Here is a 15810-nt window from a genome sequence, read left to right on the forward strand (position 1 = left end):
CGGGCGTGTGGCCTGGCCGGACGGCCACTTCCAGGGTGGTCGTGTGGCCCGGCGATTTGCCCGGGCGTCATGCGGGATCCGCTCGGGGCGCGCAGCGGCCGTCCTGCGGGCGTGGGCTTTGGCCCCCCATGTCCGCTTACGGGTGCTGGCGCACGCAGAACACGGTGCCCTGCGGATCGGCCAGGGTTGTCCGGGGCGCGTCGCCGTCCCAGCATCGGCGACCCTCGGGCAGGCGGCGCGCGCCGGCGGCCTCCAGGCGCGCGACCTCGTCGGGCAGGTCGCGGTCGGGGCCGGTCACGACATCGAGGTGGACGCGCGCCGCACTCGCGGTGTGGTCGGGGACCTCGAGCAGCTCGAACCAGGTCGTCGGCTGGCGCGCGTGGCGCAGGGCCGCGTACCCGTCGCTGTAGCGCAGCGCCGGCCAGGCCGTGGCCTTGATCCAGAAGTTGGCGAGCGCGATCGCATCCGAGCAGTCGACCAGGACCGCGGCGATCGGTCCGGCCTCGACGTAGTCCTGGCGCGGATCCAGCACGCACAGCTCGTTGCCGTCGGGGTCGGCCATCACCACCCACGGTGTCGCCTCCTGGCCGATGTCGACCCGGCGGGCGCCGAGAGCCTGCAGCCGTTCCACGGTGGCCCGCTGGTCGGCGAGGGTCGCGGAAGCCAGGTCGAGGTGGAGGCCGTTCTTGGCGGACTTGGGCGTGGTCGCCGCCAGGAAGACCAGCCGTACGGGGCCGCCGTCGCCCCACACGTCGGCGCCTGGCACACCGACGGTGACCGAGCCGGGCTGCTCGTCGAGCATCGACCAGCCGAGGGCGTCGGCCCAGAACCGCCCCACCCGTCCCGGGTCGGCGGTCTCCACCGTCACCGCATCCAGTCGCGTCGCCATACGTGGCTGCAGGCTACGCCCTCCGCGCCGACGGCGGGCGGCTCGGTCGCCTCCCCGATGTGCGGGGCGCGGTGGCCTAGGGTGGCGCGCGATGGATCTCCGCCGGCTCGAGCAGCAGGCCCGCGAGCGGCTCGCGCCGGCCGCGTACGACTACTACGCGGGCGGAGCCGACGACGAGCTGACCCTGGCCGACAACGTGGCCGCCTGGCGCCGCCTGCGCTTGCGGTACCGCGTCCTGCGCGGCGTCGGTGCGGTGTCGACCGCCACGACCGTCCTGGGCACGCGGGTCGCCGCCCCGGTGCTCGTCGCACCGACGGCCTACCAGCGGCTGGCCGACGACGCCGGCGAAGCCGCCACGGCGCGGGGGGCGCGTACCGCCGGCACGGTCATGGTCGCCTCGACGCTGGCGACCGTGTCGCTGGAGGACGTGGCCGCCGCGGCCCCGGACGCGCCGCGCTGGTTCCAGGTCTACGTGCGCCGCGACCGCGGTCAGACCGCCGAGCTGGTCGCCCGCGCGGTCGCCGCGGGCTACCGCGCCCTGGTGCTGACCGTGGACCTGCCCGTGCTGGGGTTCCGCCGGCGCGACGAGCACCACCGCTTCTCCCTGCCGGTCGGCATGGAGATGGCCAACGTGGGCGCGTCCGTCCCGCAGGTGGCGGGCTCGGGGCTGCACGCCTACGCAGCCGGGGAGATCGACCCGTCGCTGACGTTCGACGACCTCGAGTGGCTGCGGTCGCTGTCGGACCTGCCGCTGGTGGTCAAAGGGGTGGTGCGCGGCGACGACGCCGCGGCGTGCGTCGCCGCGGGCGCGGCCGGCATCGCCGTGTCCAACCACGGGGGCCGCCAGCTGGACTCGGCGATCGCCACCGCCGACGCGCTGCCCGAGGTCGTCGCGGCGGCCGGCGACGCGGCGGAGGTCTACGTCGACGGGGGCGTGCGCGGGGGCACCGACGTCGTCAAGGCGCTCGCGCTCGGGGCCCGGGCGGTCATGGTCGGCCGTCCGGTGCTGTGGGGCCTGGCCACCGGTGGGGAGCAGGGGGTGGTGGCGGTGCTCGATGGGTTCGCCGAGGAGACGGCCCGGGCGTTCGCGCTGTGCGGTGCCACCACCGTGGAGCAGGTGACCGGCGACCTGCTCGCCGACCCGCCCCGCTGACGCGGCCGGCGCTACTGGCTCGCGAACCGCTCCATGGTGCGGGTGACGAACGTGGCCATCTGGTCGCGGCGAACCCCCTGGCGGGGGGCGTAGCGCAGGGTGGTGACCCCGTTGGCCAAACCGGCCACGGCGGCCTTGTTGATGTTGGACTCATGGGCGTTGCCGGCGATGTCGCCGAACTGGCGGCTGGCCGCCGGCAGCGAGGCACGGCTGACCTGACCCTGGGCGTAGTCGTGCGAGCGGACCAGGAAGGACGCCATCTGGTCGCGGGTCACGACCTCGTTCGGGGCGTACGCACCGTTGTGGCCCTCCACGATGCTCACGCTGGCGAGGCTGTTGATCGCCGTGCGGTGGACGTTGTGCGCGGACACGTCGCTGAACCGGTGCCCGCTGAAGGTGGGCAGCTCCACGCCCGAGCGGGTGAGCATCCGCGCGATGAACGAGGCCATCTGCCCTCGGGTCACCTGGCCCGCCGGGGCGTACGTGGTGGCGGTTGCGCCCTGGGTGACCTGGAACCAGTACACGCAGTCGATGGCCGGGCCGTGGCTGTTGCTGCCGACGTCGCGGAACCCGGAGCTGGGCGTGCGCGGGGCGTCGCACGGGCCCTGGCCGGCGGGGGAGCGGCTCAGGGCCGCGACGGGGTCGACCAGGCCGTCCCCCGAGGTGCGGTCACGCCCGCCCGGCGACAGGTCGGTCGCGGTGGCGCGCAGGTGCGCGGCCACGCCAGTGGGCGACAGGGACGGGTGGCGGCGGCGCACCAGTGCGGCCGCCGCGGCCACGTGGGGGGTCGCCATGGAGGTGCCGCTGTCCATGCTGTACAGGGCTGGGGCGCTGACCGGCCGGGTCGAGAGGATGTCCACCCCCGGGGCGACGAGGTCGATCCAGGTGCCCTGCCCGCTGAAGGAGGCGACCGTGTCGTCGCGGTCGGTCGCGCCGACCGCCAGCGTCCACGGGTCGACGGCCGGATGGATGTCGGGGCTGTAGCGCCCGTGGTTACCGGCGGCGGCCACGACCAGCGCTCCGTGTCGGGTCGCGTAGGCCACGGCGAACTCGACGAGCTGGGACGGCTCGATGGACCCGAGGCTCAGGTTGATGACGTCCGCACCGTGGTCGGCGGCGAACATGATGCCCTCGGCGACATCGCTGGAGTCCCCGAACCCGGCGGGATCCAGCACCCGCACCGGCATGATCGAGGCCCCGCGGGCCAGGCCCGCGATGCCGATGTCGTTGCCGACGAGCGCCGCGACGACCCCCGCGACGTGCGTGCCGTGCCCGCGGCAGGTCCCCGAGCAGGGGGTCAGCGGGTCGACCTTGCCAAGCGTGCCCACGTCCAGCGCGTCGAAGCCGTCGATGACGAGATCCTGGAGGTCGGGGTGATCGGCGTCCACGCCACTGTCCACGATCGCGACGACCTGCCCGTCGGCGTGGGTGGACGTCCAGGCCGTCTCGGCCTGCAGGCGGTCGAGGGCCCACTGCTCGGCGCGCTCGGGGTCAACGGCCTGGGTCTGGACGATCTCTTCCGCCTGCGCCGGCGCCGCCGGCTCCTCCAGGGAGTGGACCCGGACGTCGATCTCGGCGGTCACCACGTCGTCGCGGGTGCGCAGCTCCGCCACCAGCGTCTGCGCCTGCTCGGGCGACGCCGCGGTGTGGCGCTGGACGGCGGGACCGTCAGGGGTCTCGACGATGGCGGCAACCGCGACCGGCCGGTCGTTGGGTGCGGTCTCCAGGGCCCCGGCGGGCAGCACGGCCACCGCCAGCGTCAAGGCGATCACCAGCGCGGCGAGCAAGAACAGGCGCGAAGAGGCACACGACACGAGCGGTTTCCCAGCAGTCGGGGCTCGCCAGGGCACGAGCGACACGCCCCCACTGTACGGTCGGTAACCGGGCCGTTCACGGCCGGCCGGACGGGTGCGCCCGAACCAATCCGTCCCGACCCGGCAGCTCAGCCGGTGACGGCGCCACGTTCGGCGCCCGACACCAGCTTGGCGTACTTGGCGAGCACGCCGGTGGGATAGCGCGGTTCGGGGTGCTTGAGGCCGGCCCGGCGCCGTGCCAGCTCGTCGTCGTCGACGTGCAGGTCCAGACGGCGGCTGGGCACGTCAAGGCTGACGCGGTCACCGTCGGCGACCAGCGCGATCGGCCCGCCGTCGACCGCCTCGGGAGCGACATGGCCGACGCACAGGCCATGCGTGGCACCGGAGAAGCGCCCGTCGGTCAGCAGCGCCACGTCCGCACCCCGGCCCACCCCCTTGACCGCCGCGGTGACGGCCAGCATCTCGCGCATGCCGGGGCCGCCCTTGGGCCCCTCGTAGCGGATGACGATCACGTCGCCTGGTTGTGCCTTGCGGGCGAGCACCCAGGCCATCGCGTCGGCCTCGCCGTCGAAGACCCGCGCGGTGCCCTCGAACCGGTCGGTGTCGAGGCCCGCCACCTTCACCACGGCCCCGGCCGGCGCCAGCGAGCCGTGCAGCACGGCCAGACCGCCGTCGGCGTGGATGGGGCGGTCGACGGGGCGGATGACCTCCCCGTCGGGGGCGGGCACGTCACCCAGGGCATCCAGGTTCTCGGCCATCGTCGCGCCGGTGACCGTGAGCTGATCGCCGTGCAGCAGCCCCGCGTCAAGCAGGGCGCGCATGACCGTCGGGACCCCCCCTGCCCGGTCGATGTCGCTCATCAGGAACCGGCCGTGGGGCCGGGAGTCCACAATGTGCGGGACCCGCCGGCCGATGCGGTCGAAGTCCTCCAGGGAGAAGTCGACGCGGGCCTCGGCCGCGATGGCCAGCAGGTGCAGCACGGCGTTGGTGGAGCCCCCGATGGCCATGACCACGGCCACGGCGTTCTCCAGCGACTGCTTGGTGATGATCCGCCGGGGGCGCAGGTCGGCTTCGAGCAGGCCGATCACGGCCTCGCCGGAGCGGGTCGCGAGCTCGGCGCGCCGGGGGTCGATCGCGGGCGGCGACGCCGAGCCGGGCAGGCTCATCCCGAGCGCCTCGATGGCGGCGGCCATGGTGTTGGCGGTGTACATGCCCCCGCAGGACCCTTCGGTGGGGCAGGCCCGGGACTCGATCTCGTGCAGCTCGTCATCGTCGATGGTGCCGGCCGCACGGGCACCGACGGCCTCGAACACGTCCTTGATGTCGATGTCGCGGCCCTGGTAGCGCCCCGGCATGATCGTGCCGCCGTAGCAGAACACGGCCGGCAGATCCAGGCGTGCGGCGGCCATCACCATGCCCGGCAGGGACTTGTCGCAGCCCGCGAAGGTGACCATGGCGTCGAAGCGCTCGGCGTGCATCACCGTCTCGACCGAGTCGGCGATGACCTCCCGGGAGACCAGCGACGCGCGCATGCCCTCGTGGCCCATCGAGATGCCGTCGGACACGGCGATGGTGGTGAACTCGATGGGGAAGCCCCCCGCGGCGCGCACGCCGTCCTTTGCCAGACCGGCCAGCCGTGCCAGCGGCAAATTGCAGGGCGTGACCTCGTTCCACGACGACACCACGCCGACCTGCGCCTTGTCGAAGTCGTCCTCGGTCATGCCGACCGCCCGGAGCATCGCCCGGGCCGGTGCGCGCTGGAAGCCGTCGGTGACGTCGGTGCTGCGGGGTCTCTTCATCTGGGCATTGAACCAAACTCGGTGAGCGCGTCGAGCACGGTGTCGACGGGTGGCGTGTCGGCGACGGTGTCGCCGCGCCACGCGAACGCCACGGTGCCCTCCGGGCGGATGAGGTGGGTGGCGCTGAGCATCAGCTGCGCCTGGCCGGGCCGCCCTTGACGGACCCCGCGGGCGAGCGCCCGCACGCTGCGGGCAATCACGGTCGGGCGGGCAAGCCCCACGAGGGAGGTGCGTCCGGCCTCGACGGCGCGGTAGGAGGCGCGCGTGTCGTCGACCAGCAGCGGGAAGGCGATGTCGGTGGTGGCCTTGAAGTCGCGGGCGTAGGCGGGATCGCCGGTGCCCACCGCGGCGATGCCGACGCCGGCGCGCGTGATGTCGTCCTGGACGGCGCGCAACTGCGCGACCTGCTCGCGGCAGAACAGTCAGCCGAAGTGGCGCAGGTGCACGAGCAGCAGCGGCTGCACGGCCCACAGCGAGCCCAGCTCGACGGTGCCGCCGTCGGCTTCGGGCAGCACCATCGGGGCCAGGCGGGCGGCGAGGTCGGGGGCGGGGGTCACGGCAGGCATAGGCCCATACTGCCTCGCTGGCCCGCTGGCCCGCTGGCCTGCTGGGACAAGCGGCCGACGGGGCCGGCGCCCCCCGGCGGCCGACCGGGTGAGGGGTCTGGCGCACTGCTGCGGTGCGCCAGACCCCTCACTGATGGTCCGCGATGGGTCAGTCCTCCCGGGATCGCAGCGAGGCCAGGATCGCCACGCCCACCGCGAGCGCGAGGTCCTGCGCCTGATCGCCCGCGGCTACGCCTACAAGCAGGTGGCGTCGCGGCTGCACCTGTCCGTCAAGACCGTCGAGACCCACGTCTCGGCGGTGCTGCGCAAGCTCCAGCTGTCCAGCCGCTACGAGCTCACCCGCGGGGCGAGCGACCGGCGGCTGATCTGAGCGCGAGGACTACCTGGAGGGCCGCGCCCCGCCGTGAGCCCCGAGCCGTCCGCAGCATGCGCAGCTGGCGCGGCTCACCCGTCCGGGTCGATGCCAGCGCCGCGCAGGAGCGCCTCCAGCCGCTTGGCGCGGGCGGCCTGCCCGTCAGCGCGGGCGGCTTCTCGGTCGGCGCGCTCCCCCTTGGTGCGGGCAAGGCGGAACGCCTCGGCGGTCGTGGGCCAGCGCCGGTCGTCGGCGATGACCTGCAGTTCCTCACCGCCGGCCATGCTGACACCGAGCGAGTCGATGACGACGAGCTGGTCCTCGGTCGAGGTGGACGCGACCGACCGGAAGCGCTCATCGACGCCGCGCAGGTGCTCGACGCGCACACCCCCCACGGCGAAGGGGTCCACGATGACGACCTCATCCACCCCGTAGGCCCGCGCCCTGGCGAGCCGACGCCGGTCGTCCGCGTCGGTGTCATCGTCGGACCACACCTCGATGAGCACCGCGGGTGCGACACCGGCCTCCTGCCACGCCTTGTCGCTCTTGCGCGGCCCGGGCGGCCGGCCGAACACGACCATCACATCGGGTTCGAGCCGCACGCGCGTGTCGCCCCGATCCGGAAACCAGGCGAGCCGGGAGAACACCGCGACGTCGGCGCGATCGGTGAAGCGCTCGACCAGCCCCGCCGCGAGCAGGTCAACCAGCACGCGGTGGAGGTCGTGCTCGGGCACGGACTCCTCCTCGGGGGCGAGCAGCGCGACGTCGTCGAGATCCATCGGTGACGGCATGCCCGGCACGCTAGCCATATCCGGTCACCTCCGGTCCGATGGGTGCTGTTCGCCTGTGGATGAGCCTACGCTCTGGGCGTGCGACCGGCGGCTGATCTGCGCACCGTCGCCGCCGCCACGGTCGGGCGTTCGGCAGCGAGCCGCTGCCGTGGAACCATGGGGGTCGTGCAATCCACACGGGTCGACCGCTGGCTGTGGGCCGTGCGCCTGTTCAAGACGCGGGCGGCGGCCAACGAGGCCTGCCGCGGCGGGCACGTGCGCGTCGGCGACGCGCGGGCCAAGCCGTCCACGCCGGTGGCGGTGGGCGACACCATCCGGGTGCGCGTCGGCGACCGCGAGCGCATCGTGGAGGTCGCGCGGCTCCTCGACAAGCGGGTGGGCGCAACGGTTGCCGCCGAGTGCCTGGTCGACCACAGCCCGCCACCGCCGCCCCAGGACCCCCTGGCGGGGCAGGTGCCCGTGCGCGACCGGGGCGCCGGGCGCCCCAGCAAGCGCGAGCGCCGCCAGCTCGAGCGCGCGCGCGGGCGGCAGAAGCGGTGACCGACGTGCCGGCGTCCACCCGCCTGACCGACCACCTGCCGCCCCGCGGGGAGCCGGCCGATCCCGACGCGCTCTTCGAGGCCTTCACCGGATGGGCCGGTGAGCGCGGGCTCACGCTCTACCCCGCGCAGGAGGAGGCGCTGATCGAGATCGTCTCCGGCTCGCACGTGATCCTGTCCACCCCGACGGGCTCGGGCAAGAGCCTGGTGGCCATCGGGGCGCACTTCGCCGCGCTGGCCGAGGACCGGACCTGCTTCTACACCGCGCCGATCAAGGCACTGGTCAGCGAGAAGTTCTTCGCCCTGATCGAGGTCTTTGGCGCGGACAACGTCGGCATGATGACCGGTGACGCCGCGGTCAACGCCGACGCCCCCATCGTCTGCTGCACCGCCGAGATCCTGGCGAACCTCGCGCTGCGGGAGGGGGCCGACGCCGACATCGGCCAGGTCGTCATGGACGAGTTCCACTTCTACGCCGACCCGGACCGCGGCTGGGCGTGGCAGGTCCCCCTGCTGAGCCTGCCGCAGGCGCAGTTCCTGCTCATGTCCGCCACCCTCGGCGACGTCAGCCACCTGCAGGAAGACCTGCACCGGCGCAGCGGTCGGGAGGTCGCCGTGGTCACCTCCGTCGACCGGCCCGTGCCGCTGCAGTTCCGCTACGTCACCACGCCGGTGCACGAGACCATCGAGGAGCTGCTGGAGACCAGGCGCGCCCCGATCTACGTCGTGCACTTCACCCAGGCCTCAGCGGCCGAGCGCGCGCAGGCGCTCACGAGCATCAACGTGTGCACCCGCGTGGAGAAGGACGCCATCGCCGAGCTCGTCGGCGGGTTCCGGTTCACCGCGGGCTTCGGCAAGAAGACCCTGTCGCGCCTGGTGCGCCACGGCATCGGCGTGCACCACGCGGGGATGCTGCCGAAGTACCGCCGCCTGGTCGAGCAGCTCGCCCAGGCCGGGCTGCTGAAGGTCATCTGCGGCACCGACACCCTCGGCGTCGGCATCAACGTGCCGATCCGCACGGTGCTGTTCACCGCGCTGACCAAGTACGACGGGATCAAGACCCGCCACCTGCAGGCCCGCGAGTTCCACCAGATCGCCGGGCGTGCCGGGCGCGCCGGCTACGACACCACCGGCACCGTCGTCGTGCAGGCGCCCGAGCACGTGGTGGAGAACACCAAGGCCCAGGCCAAGGCCGGCGACGACCCGAAGAAGCGGCGCAAGGTGACCAAGAAGAAGCCGCCCGACGGGTTCGTGAGCTGGGCCGAGCCGACCTACGAGCGGCTCAGGAACGCCGAGCCCGAGCTGCTCACGTCACGCTTCGACGTCACCCACGCGATGGTGCTGAACGTCATCGCGCGTCCCGGCGACGCGTTCGCCACCATGGCCACGCTGCTGACCGACAACCACGAGGACCGTGCCGCGCAGCGCGGCCACATCCGCCGGGCGATCGCGCTGTACCGGGAGCTGCTCGCCGCGGGGGTCGTCGAGCGCCTGGAGCAGCCCGACGACGAGGGCCGGCGTGTCCGCCTGACGATCGACCTGCAGCCCAACTTCGCCCTCAACCAGCCGCTCGCCCCGTTCGCGGTGACCGCCTTCGACCTGCTCGACGCGGAGTCGCCGACCTACGCCCTGGACGTGCTGAGCGTGGTCGAGGCGATCCTGGAGGACCCGCGCCAGGTGCTGCGCGCCCAGGTCCACAAGGCCAAGGGTGTCGCGGTCAACCAGATGAAGGCCGACGGGATCGAGTACGCCGAGCGCATGGAGCTGCTCGAGTCGGTCACCCACCCCATGCCCCTGGCCGAGCTGCTCGACACCGCCTACGAGTACTACCGGCAGGGCCACCCGTGGGTGGGCGAGCACGCGCTGTCGCCCAAGTCGGTGGCGCGCGACCTGTACGAGCGGGCGATGGGGTTCGCCGACTACGTCGCGTTCTACGAGCTGACGCGGTCGGAGGGGCTCGTGCTGCGCTACCTGTCCGACGCCTACAAGGCGCTGCGCCAGACGGTGCCCGACGAGCGCAAGACCGAGGAGGTCGACGACCTGGAGGCGTGGCTCGGCGAGCTGGTGCGCCAGACCGACTCCAGCCTGCTCGACGAGTGGGAGACCCTGCTCAACCCCGACCTCGCCGGGTCCGCGGTCGGCGCGTCGGTGGTCGACCAACCGCCCCCGCCGGTCACGGCCAACGAGCGGGCGTTCCGGGTGCTGGTGCGCAACGCCCTGTTCCGCCGCGTCGAGCTGGCCGCCCGCCGGCGGTGGGCGGAGCTCGGCGAGCTCGACGGCCGCGACGGCTTCACCGCCGAGGCGTGGGCGGAGGCGCTCGGGCCCTACTTCGACGACCACGACGAGATCGGCACCGGCCCGGACGCGCGCGGGCCGCAGATGCTGGTGATCGACCAGGAGCCGGGCGTCTGGCGGGTCCGCCAGGTGCTCGACGACCCGGTCGGCGACCACGACTGGGCGATCACCGCCGAGGTCGATCTCGCCGCCTCCGACGAGGCCGGCACCGCGGTGGTGCGCGTCACCGACGTCGGCGCAGGCTGAGCCGCGGGTCGGTCTGCCCGTAGCATGACCGGCGCCAGTCCACCGGCCGAGGTCTGCCCGGCCCGGCCCCAGGCGAGGATCGCCCATGTCCAGCACGAGCGCGTCCTACTCGATCACGATGCGGCTGCATCTCGACCCCGAGGACCAGCGGGTGCTCGGGCGGGTGACGACGGCGGTCGGCGAGGCGGGCGGGGCGGTGACCGCCGTGGACTTCGTCGAGACGGGCGGCGGCCGGCTGACGGTCGACGTCACCGTCAACGCCGCCGACACCGACCACTCCGAGCGGATCTCGACCGCCGTCGACGCGGTGGAGGGCGCCGAGGTGCACCGGGTCAGCGACCGCACGTTCCTGCTGCACCTGGGGGGCAAGCTGGAGGTCACCTCCAAGATCCCCCTGCGCTCCCGCGACGACCTGTCGATGGCCTACACCCCGGGCGTGGCGCGCGTGTGCCTGGCGATCGCCGAGACCCCCGAAGACGCCCGCTCGCTGACGATCAAGGGCAACACCGTCGCGATCGTGACCGACGGCACGGCCGTGCTCGGCCTGGGCGACATCGGCCCGGCCGCCGCGTTGCCCGTGATGGAGGGCAAGGCCGTGCTGTTCAAGCAGTTCGCCGGCATCGACGCGTGGCCCGTGTGCCTGGACACCACCGACACGGACGAGATCGTGCGCACCGTGCAGCTGCTCGAACCCGTCTTCGGCGGCATCAACCTGGAGGACATCGCGGCGCCGAAGTGCTTCGAGATCGAGGAGCGGCTGCGCGCCTCCCTGCACATCCCGGTCTTCCACGACGACCAGCACGGCACCGCGATCGTGGTGCTCGCCGCGCTCGCCAACGCGCTGCGGCTCGTCGGCAAGGGGATGGACAACCTGGTCGTCGCCCTGTCCGGCGCGGGCGCGGCGGGGGTCGCCATCGCCAAGCTGCTGCTCGCCGAGGGGGTGGGCGAGGTGATCGTGAGCGACAGCCGCGGCATCCTGCACGCCGGGCGCGACGGGCTCAACGACTCCAAGCGCTGGCTGGTGGAGCACACCAACCCGTCGGGTCGGCAGGGCACGCTGCTCGACTCGCTCGAGGGCGCCGATGTCTTCGTGGGTGTATCGGGTCCCGACCTGTTCGCGCCCGCGGAGCTGGCGCGCATGAACGACGACGCGATCGTGTTCGCGCTCGCGAACCCCGACCCCGAGGTCGACCCGCTCGGCGCGCTGGACCACGCGGCGGTCGTGGCCACCGGCCGGTCGGACTACCCGAACCAGATCAACAACGTGCTGGCGTTCCCCGGGATCTTCCGGGGGGCGCTGGACGCGCGCGCGACGAGCATCACCGAGGAGATGAAGGTGGCGGCTGCCCGGGCCCTCGCTCTGGTCGTGGGCGCCGACGAGCTGCACCCCACCTACATCATCCCGAGCGTCTTCAACGACGAGGTGGTCGTCGCCGTCGCCGAGGCCGTGCGGCGGGTGGCCTCCGGCGAGGATCTCGCCGACGCCGTCGGCGAGGTCGTGCCCGACCAGTAGGGCGCCGCTACAGCGCGCCCTGGAGGGTCTCCAGGACCTTGGGGTCGTGGGTGCCGAGGATGAGGGTGTCGACGCGGGAGGCCTTCCACACCTCGAGCCGCTCGAGGATGTGCTCCATCGGGCCCACCAGGGCCATCTCGTCGACCAGGGCGTCGGGCACCTCGGCGGCGGCCTCGGCCTTCCTGCCGTCCAGGTACAGGGTCTGGATGCGGTCGGCAGCCTCGCCGAAGCCGTAGTTGCTGGCGAGGTCATGGTAGAAGTTCGTGCCCCGCGCTCCCATGCCGCCGATGTAGAGGGCGAAGAACGGGCGCAGCTCGTCACGGCAGGCCGAGAGGTCGTCACCCACGGCCACGTACACCGACGCGGCGATGTCCAGCGAGTCCCGGTCGCGCCCCGCGGCGGCCAGCCCCTTGTCGACGTGCTGGGCGAACACGTCCTCGCGCTCGGGTGAGTAGAAGATGGGCAGCCAGCCGTCGGCGATCTCGGCGGTCAGCGCCACGTTGCGGGGCCCGATAGCGGCCAGGTAGATCGGCACGGCGTCGCGGACCGGATGCAGGATGGCCTTCAGGGGCTTGCCCAGGCCGGTGGCGTCCTCGCCGGTGTAGGGGATCTGGTAGTGCTCCCCGTCGTGGGTGAGCGGAGCGGTGCGCGCGATGGCCTTGCGCACGATCTCCACGTACTCGCGGGTGCGCGCCAGCGGGCGGCCGTACGCCACGCCGTGCCACCCCTCGACCACCTGCGGACCGGACATGCCGAGGCCCAGCAGGGCCCGGCCCCCCGACAGCGCGTCGAGGGTCATCGCGGTCATGGCGGTGTTCGCGGGGGTGCGGGCCGGGATCTGCAGGATCCCGCTGCCGAGCTTGATGCGCTCCGTGCGGGCGGCCAGGTAGGCCAGGACCGTCACCGCGTCCGACCCGTAGGCCTCGGCCGCCCAGACCGAGTCGAGCCCCACCCGGTCGGCGTGCTGCACCAACGGCAGCACCCGGTCCATCACCGCGCCGGCATAGCCGAGGTTCAGTCCGAGCCGCATGCGGCCTCCTGTCGTGGGGTCGGGGCCGAGCCTACCCAGCATCGCCCCGACGAGCGCGGCGCGGTCGCCGCGTACGATCCGTGGCCATGTTGCGTCCACGAAGCTGGATCGAGCCTGCGGGTGAGAGTCCCGCCTGGGTAGGTACCGGAGCGCCCAGTAGCAGGCCCCGGTCCCGAGGAGAGATCCGAGGGGCTGAGCGGGGTGTCGAAAGCCTCTTTGGGAGGGAGCAAGCGCGCGGGCTGCGACTGCAGCCTCGACACATGAACAATCGGGGAGCCGAGCCGCTCATGTCACGGCGAAGGCCATGTCCGCCATGCCCTGTTCCGGGGTCAGCCTGGCGGGTCCCTGCGGGGTACGGGAAGTTGCACGCGCGCACGGTTCGGTTCGGAAGTGGAGAGACCCGTCTGCCTGGCCTTCGTCGGGCAAAGACCACTGCGATAAGCCGATGGTGAAACGCAGCGGAGGGCAGCGGGAGTCCGACGGGGTCGTAGTACCGATGATCGGTGTGCAGAACAACGCACCAGGAGGGAAGGGCCCGGACTTTGGTCACGTGAGCGGAGCAGGTACGCGCAAGGGCATGGCCGGGACCGCCCGGTCCAACCACCCCGGGGAGCGATCGCTTCTCGTGGACCTCAACGGCTTGCCGCCGGTGGGGTCGAACGTGCAACGACTGCAACGCAAGCTATGGGCTGCGGCCAAGCAGTCCCCGGAGCGGCGTTTCCACGCCCTGTATGACCGCATCTGTCGGGGTGACGTCCTGATGGAGGGGTGGAAGCGGGTCCGGGCCAACAAAGGCGCGGCTGGTGTCGACAAGGTGACGCTGGCCGATGTGGAGTCCTATGGCGTGGACCGCATGCTGCGTGAGTTGCGCCAGGACTTGCAGGCAGGTTCGTATCGTCCGGCGCCCGCGCGGCGTGTGGACATTCCCAAGCCGGCTGGTGGGGTGCGCCCGTTGGGCATCCCCACGGTGCGCGACCGGGTGGCTCAGGCGGCGGCGAAGGTCGTCTTGGAGCCGATCTTTGAGGCTGACTTCTTGGCGTGCTCGTATGGGTACCGGCCGAAGCGGTCGGCCACCGACGCCAAAGAGGCCATCCGGACGGCGTTCCCCAAGGGCTATGGGTGGGCGGTCGAGTTCGACATCGCGGACTTCTTCGGTTCCATCGACCACGATGTGGTCATGGGTCTGGTGGCCCGGCGGGTGTCGGACCGGCGCGTGCTCAAGCTCATCGGGGGCTTTCTTGGGGCCGGGGTGATGGTCGACGGGGCGTGGCAGCAGACGGTCGCTGGCACGCCGCAAGGCGGGGTGATCTCGCCGTTGTTGGCCAACATCGTGTTGCATCAGCTCGACCGGGCTATGGAAGGCATCCACGGCATCTTTGTCCGCTATGCGGACGATGGGGTCGTCATGTGTCGCACCAGGGCGCAGGCCGAGCAGGCGCTGGGCGTGGTCAGGGACATCCTGGCCGGTATGGGTCTGGCGTTGCATGCAGACAAGACGAAGGTTGTTGACCTGCGGCAGGGCCGGGAAGGCTTTGACTTCCTCGGGTGTCACTTCAGAGCGCGCATGTCGGGTCGGTTGTGGGAGCAGAAGCGGCGACGCGTCTACTACCTGCACCGCTGGCCCGCACAACGTTCGATGAAGCGGGCACGCGCCAAGATCAAGGCGCTGACCGGCCGCAACCGTTGCCACCAGGACATCAGGGAGATCATCGCGATGATCAACCCGATCCTGCGTGGCTGGGGCAACTACTTCAGAACCGGCAACGCCGCTCGCAAGTTCAACCAGCTCGACCGGTATGTGGCATGGCGGCTGAGGCGCTTGATGGTCAAGCGCTACGGCCGCAACCTGCACGCCGGACGCGCTGACGCGTGGACCCGCGAGTGGTTCGAAGCACACGGCCTGCATCGCCTGCGAGGCACCGTCCGCTACCCGGGAGCTGCGTAACCATGCCAAGACGACCATCGGAGAGCCGTATGCGGGAAAACCGCACGTACGGATCGAAAGGGGGATGGGGAACCGGATCCGCTCTGCGGACACCGCGCCCCTGACTACCAATGGTCGCCGGGTACGCGCTGGTCGGGACGGCGGTGGTGCTGCTCGCGACGAGCGTGCTGACGGCCCGGCCTGGTGCGCCGGTGCTTGACCGCGACGGCTACCTGGACCGCTGGGCGGCGTTGCACCACGGGTACGACCCCCGCGCCAACGCCTGGGTGCGCGGGCTGTTGACCGTGTCCTTCGTCGTCGCCCGCCCGCTGGCCCGGCGGGGCGTGACCCCCGACGTCCTGACGCTGTGGGGGGTGTGGCTGGCCGGGGCCGTGTACGTCGCCGCGCAGGCGGGCGGCCGGTGGCCGCTGCTCGCCGCGGTCCTGGTGGTGGTGTCGGGCTTCGGCGACACGATCGACGGTGCCGTGGCGGCCATGAGCGGACGGGCGACCCGGTGGGGCGTGGTCCTGGACTCGCTGGCGGACCGCATCAGCGACCTGGCCTACGTGCTGGCGGTGTGGGCGGTGGGCGCGCCCGCGGGCCTGGCGGTGGCGTGCGGCGTGGCGTTCGGCCTGCTGGAGTACGTGCGCGCCAGGGCCGGCGTGGCCGGCATGGACGAGATCGGCGTGGTCACCGTCGGCGAGCGCCCGGTGCGGGTCATCTGCTGCGCCGGGGCGCTGCTCGGCGCGGGCGCGCTGGTCGCCCACGCTCCTCAGGCCGCGACGCTCGGCCTCGCGGCGCTCACCACGCTGAGCGCCGTGGCGCTGGTGCAGCTGGTGGTGGTCGTCCGCCGGTCCCTGGCGGCGACGCCGCCGCCCCGGGGATGAGACGTCCGTGGG

Annotated in this window: 14 protein-coding genes; 7 read left to right on the forward strand and 7 right to left on the reverse strand. The window is 72.6% G+C overall.

Annotation, left to right across the window (positions count from 1 at the left end; genetic code table 11):
- Nucleotides 1-136: 136 nt before the first annotated feature.
- Nucleotides 137-889, reverse strand: a complete 753-nt coding sequence (locus tag WD250_00815) for a VOC family protein (GenBank protein ID MEX2618735.1) — start codon at nt 887-889, stop codon at nt 137-139.
- Nucleotides 890-980: 91 nt separating this feature from the next.
- Here WD250_00815 and WD250_00820 point away from each other — a divergent pair, with 91 nt between their 5' ends.
- Nucleotides 981-2042, forward strand: coding sequence for an alpha-hydroxy acid oxidase (locus tag WD250_00820; protein MEX2618736.1), 1062 nt, complete (start codon nt 981-983; stop codon nt 2040-2042).
- 11 nt (nt 2043-2053) lie between these two features.
- Here WD250_00820 and WD250_00825 read toward each other — a convergent pair whose 3' ends face one another.
- The 4 genes from WD250_00825 to WD250_00840 all read right to left on the reverse strand — a co-directional run bounded on the left by WD250_00825 (nt 2054) and on the right by WD250_00840 (nt 6221).
- The gene (locus tag WD250_00825; GenBank protein ID MEX2618737.1) at nt 2054-3856 is read right to left on the reverse strand and encodes a S8 family serine peptidase; all 1803 of its coding nucleotides are present in this window, start codon (nt 3854-3856) and stop codon (nt 2054-2056) included.
- Nucleotides 3857-3984: 128 nt separating this feature from the next.
- Nucleotides 3985-5655: a dihydroxy-acid dehydratase gene (gene ilvD, locus WD250_00830; GenBank protein MEX2618738.1), complete on the reverse strand. Its 1671-nt coding sequence runs from the start codon at nt 5653-5655 to the stop codon at nt 3985-3987.
- Nucleotides 5652-6077 carry a peroxiredoxin-like family protein gene (locus tag WD250_00835; protein MEX2618739.1) on the reverse strand — a complete coding sequence of 142 codons (426 nt, stop codon included), beginning with the start codon at nt 6075-6077 and terminating at the stop codon, nt 5652-5654. The genes ilvD and WD250_00835 overlap by 4 nt, the downstream gene beginning before the upstream one ends.
- A complete protein-coding gene (locus tag WD250_00840; protein ID MEX2618740.1) occupies nt 6078-6221 on the reverse strand; it encodes a hypothetical protein in 144 nt (47 codons plus the stop codon).
- A 133-nt stretch (nt 6222-6354) separates the two neighbouring features.
- On the opposite strand from WD250_00840, the gene WD250_00845 reads away from it, so the two are divergent.
- Nucleotides 6355-6591, forward strand: a complete 237-nt coding sequence (locus tag WD250_00845; GenBank protein MEX2618741.1) for a LuxR C-terminal-related transcriptional regulator — start codon at nt 6355-6357, stop codon at nt 6589-6591.
- 74 nt (nt 6592-6665) lie between these two features.
- Here the strand turns inward: WD250_00845 and WD250_00850 are convergent, their stop codons facing one another.
- Complete coding sequence (locus tag WD250_00850; GenBank protein MEX2618742.1) at nt 6666-7382, reverse strand: Uma2 family endonuclease; 717 nt, start codon at nt 7380-7382, stop codon at nt 6666-6668.
- Between the two features lie 147 nt (nt 7383-7529).
- Here WD250_00850 and WD250_00855 point away from each other — a divergent pair, with 147 nt between their 5' ends.
- From WD250_00855 to WD250_00865, 3 genes are all read left to right on the forward strand, one after another.
- Nucleotides 7530-7904 carry a S4 domain-containing protein gene (locus WD250_00855; protein ID MEX2618743.1) on the forward strand — a complete coding sequence of 125 codons (375 nt, stop codon included), beginning with the start codon at nt 7530-7532 and terminating at the stop codon, nt 7902-7904.
- A complete protein-coding gene (locus WD250_00860; protein ID MEX2618744.1) occupies nt 7901-10444 on the forward strand; it encodes a DUF3516 domain-containing protein in 2544 nt (847 codons plus the stop codon). The genes WD250_00855 and WD250_00860 overlap by 4 nt, the downstream gene beginning before the upstream one ends.
- An 85-nt stretch (nt 10445-10529) precedes the next feature.
- Nucleotides 10530-11957 (forward strand): NAD-dependent malic enzyme, encoded by a 1428-nt coding sequence (locus WD250_00865; protein MEX2618745.1) that lies wholly within the window; start codon nt 10530-10532, stop codon nt 11955-11957.
- Between the two features lie 7 nt (nt 11958-11964).
- Here the strand turns inward: WD250_00865 and WD250_00870 are convergent, their stop codons facing one another.
- Complete coding sequence (locus WD250_00870) at nt 11965-12987, reverse strand: LLM class F420-dependent oxidoreductase (protein MEX2618746.1); 1023 nt, start codon at nt 12985-12987, stop codon at nt 11965-11967.
- A 577-nt stretch (nt 12988-13564) separates the two neighbouring features.
- Here WD250_00870 and ltrA point away from each other — a divergent pair.
- Together ltrA and WD250_00880 are read left to right on the forward strand one after the other, a co-directional pair.
- Nucleotides 13565-14932 (forward strand): group II intron reverse transcriptase/maturase, encoded by a 1368-nt coding sequence (gene ltrA / locus WD250_00875; protein MEX2618747.1) that lies wholly within the window; start codon nt 13565-13567, stop codon nt 14930-14932.
- Nucleotides 14933-15042: 110 nt separating this feature from the next.
- Nucleotides 15043-15798, forward strand: a complete 756-nt coding sequence (locus tag WD250_00880) for a CDP-alcohol phosphatidyltransferase family protein (GenBank protein ID MEX2618748.1) — start codon at nt 15043-15045, stop codon at nt 15796-15798.
- The last annotated feature ends 12 nt before the right edge of the window (nt 15799-15810 follow it).

The organism is Egibacteraceae bacterium (assembly GCA_040905805.1).
GTDB lineage: Bacteria > Actinomycetota > Nitriliruptoria > Euzebyales > Egibacteraceae > DATLGH01.

What these genes read in the sequence shown, in the direction of transcription:
- WD250_00815 (MEX2618735.1), bottom strand. Translation starts at nt 889, where the DNA reads ATGGCGACGCGACTGGATGCGGTGACGGTGGAGACCGCCGACCCGGGA.
- WD250_00865 (MEX2618745.1), top strand. Translation starts at nt 10,530, where the DNA reads ATGTCCAGCACGAGCGCGTCCTACTCGATCACGATGCGGCTGCATCTC.
- WD250_00820 (MEX2618736.1), top strand. Translation starts at nt 981, where the DNA reads ATGGATCTCCGCCGGCTCGAGCAGCAGGCCCGCGAGCGGCTCGCGCCG.
- WD250_00845 (MEX2618741.1), top strand. Translation starts at nt 6,355, where the DNA reads ATGGTCCGCGATGGGTCAGTCCTCCCGGGATCGCAGCGAGGCCAGGAT.
- ilvD (MEX2618738.1), bottom strand. Translation starts at nt 5,655, where the DNA reads ATGAAGAGACCCCGCAGCACCGACGTCACCGACGGCTTCCAGCGCGCA.
- WD250_00850 (MEX2618742.1), bottom strand. Translation starts at nt 7,382, where the DNA reads ATGGCTAGCGTGCCGGGCATGCCGTCACCGATGGATCTCGACGACGTC.
- WD250_00870 (MEX2618746.1), bottom strand. Translation starts at nt 12,987, where the DNA reads ATGCGGCTCGGACTGAACCTCGGCTATGCCGGCGCGGTGATGGACCGG.
- WD250_00840 (MEX2618740.1), bottom strand. Translation starts at nt 6,221, where the DNA reads ATGCCTGCCGTGACCCCCGCCCCCGACCTCGCCGCCCGCCTGGCCCCG.
- ltrA (MEX2618747.1), top strand. Translation starts at nt 13,565, where the DNA reads ATGGCCGGGACCGCCCGGTCCAACCACCCCGGGGAGCGATCGCTTCTC.
- WD250_00880 (MEX2618748.1), top strand. Translation starts at nt 15,043, where the DNA reads ATGGTCGCCGGGTACGCGCTGGTCGGGACGGCGGTGGTGCTGCTCGCG.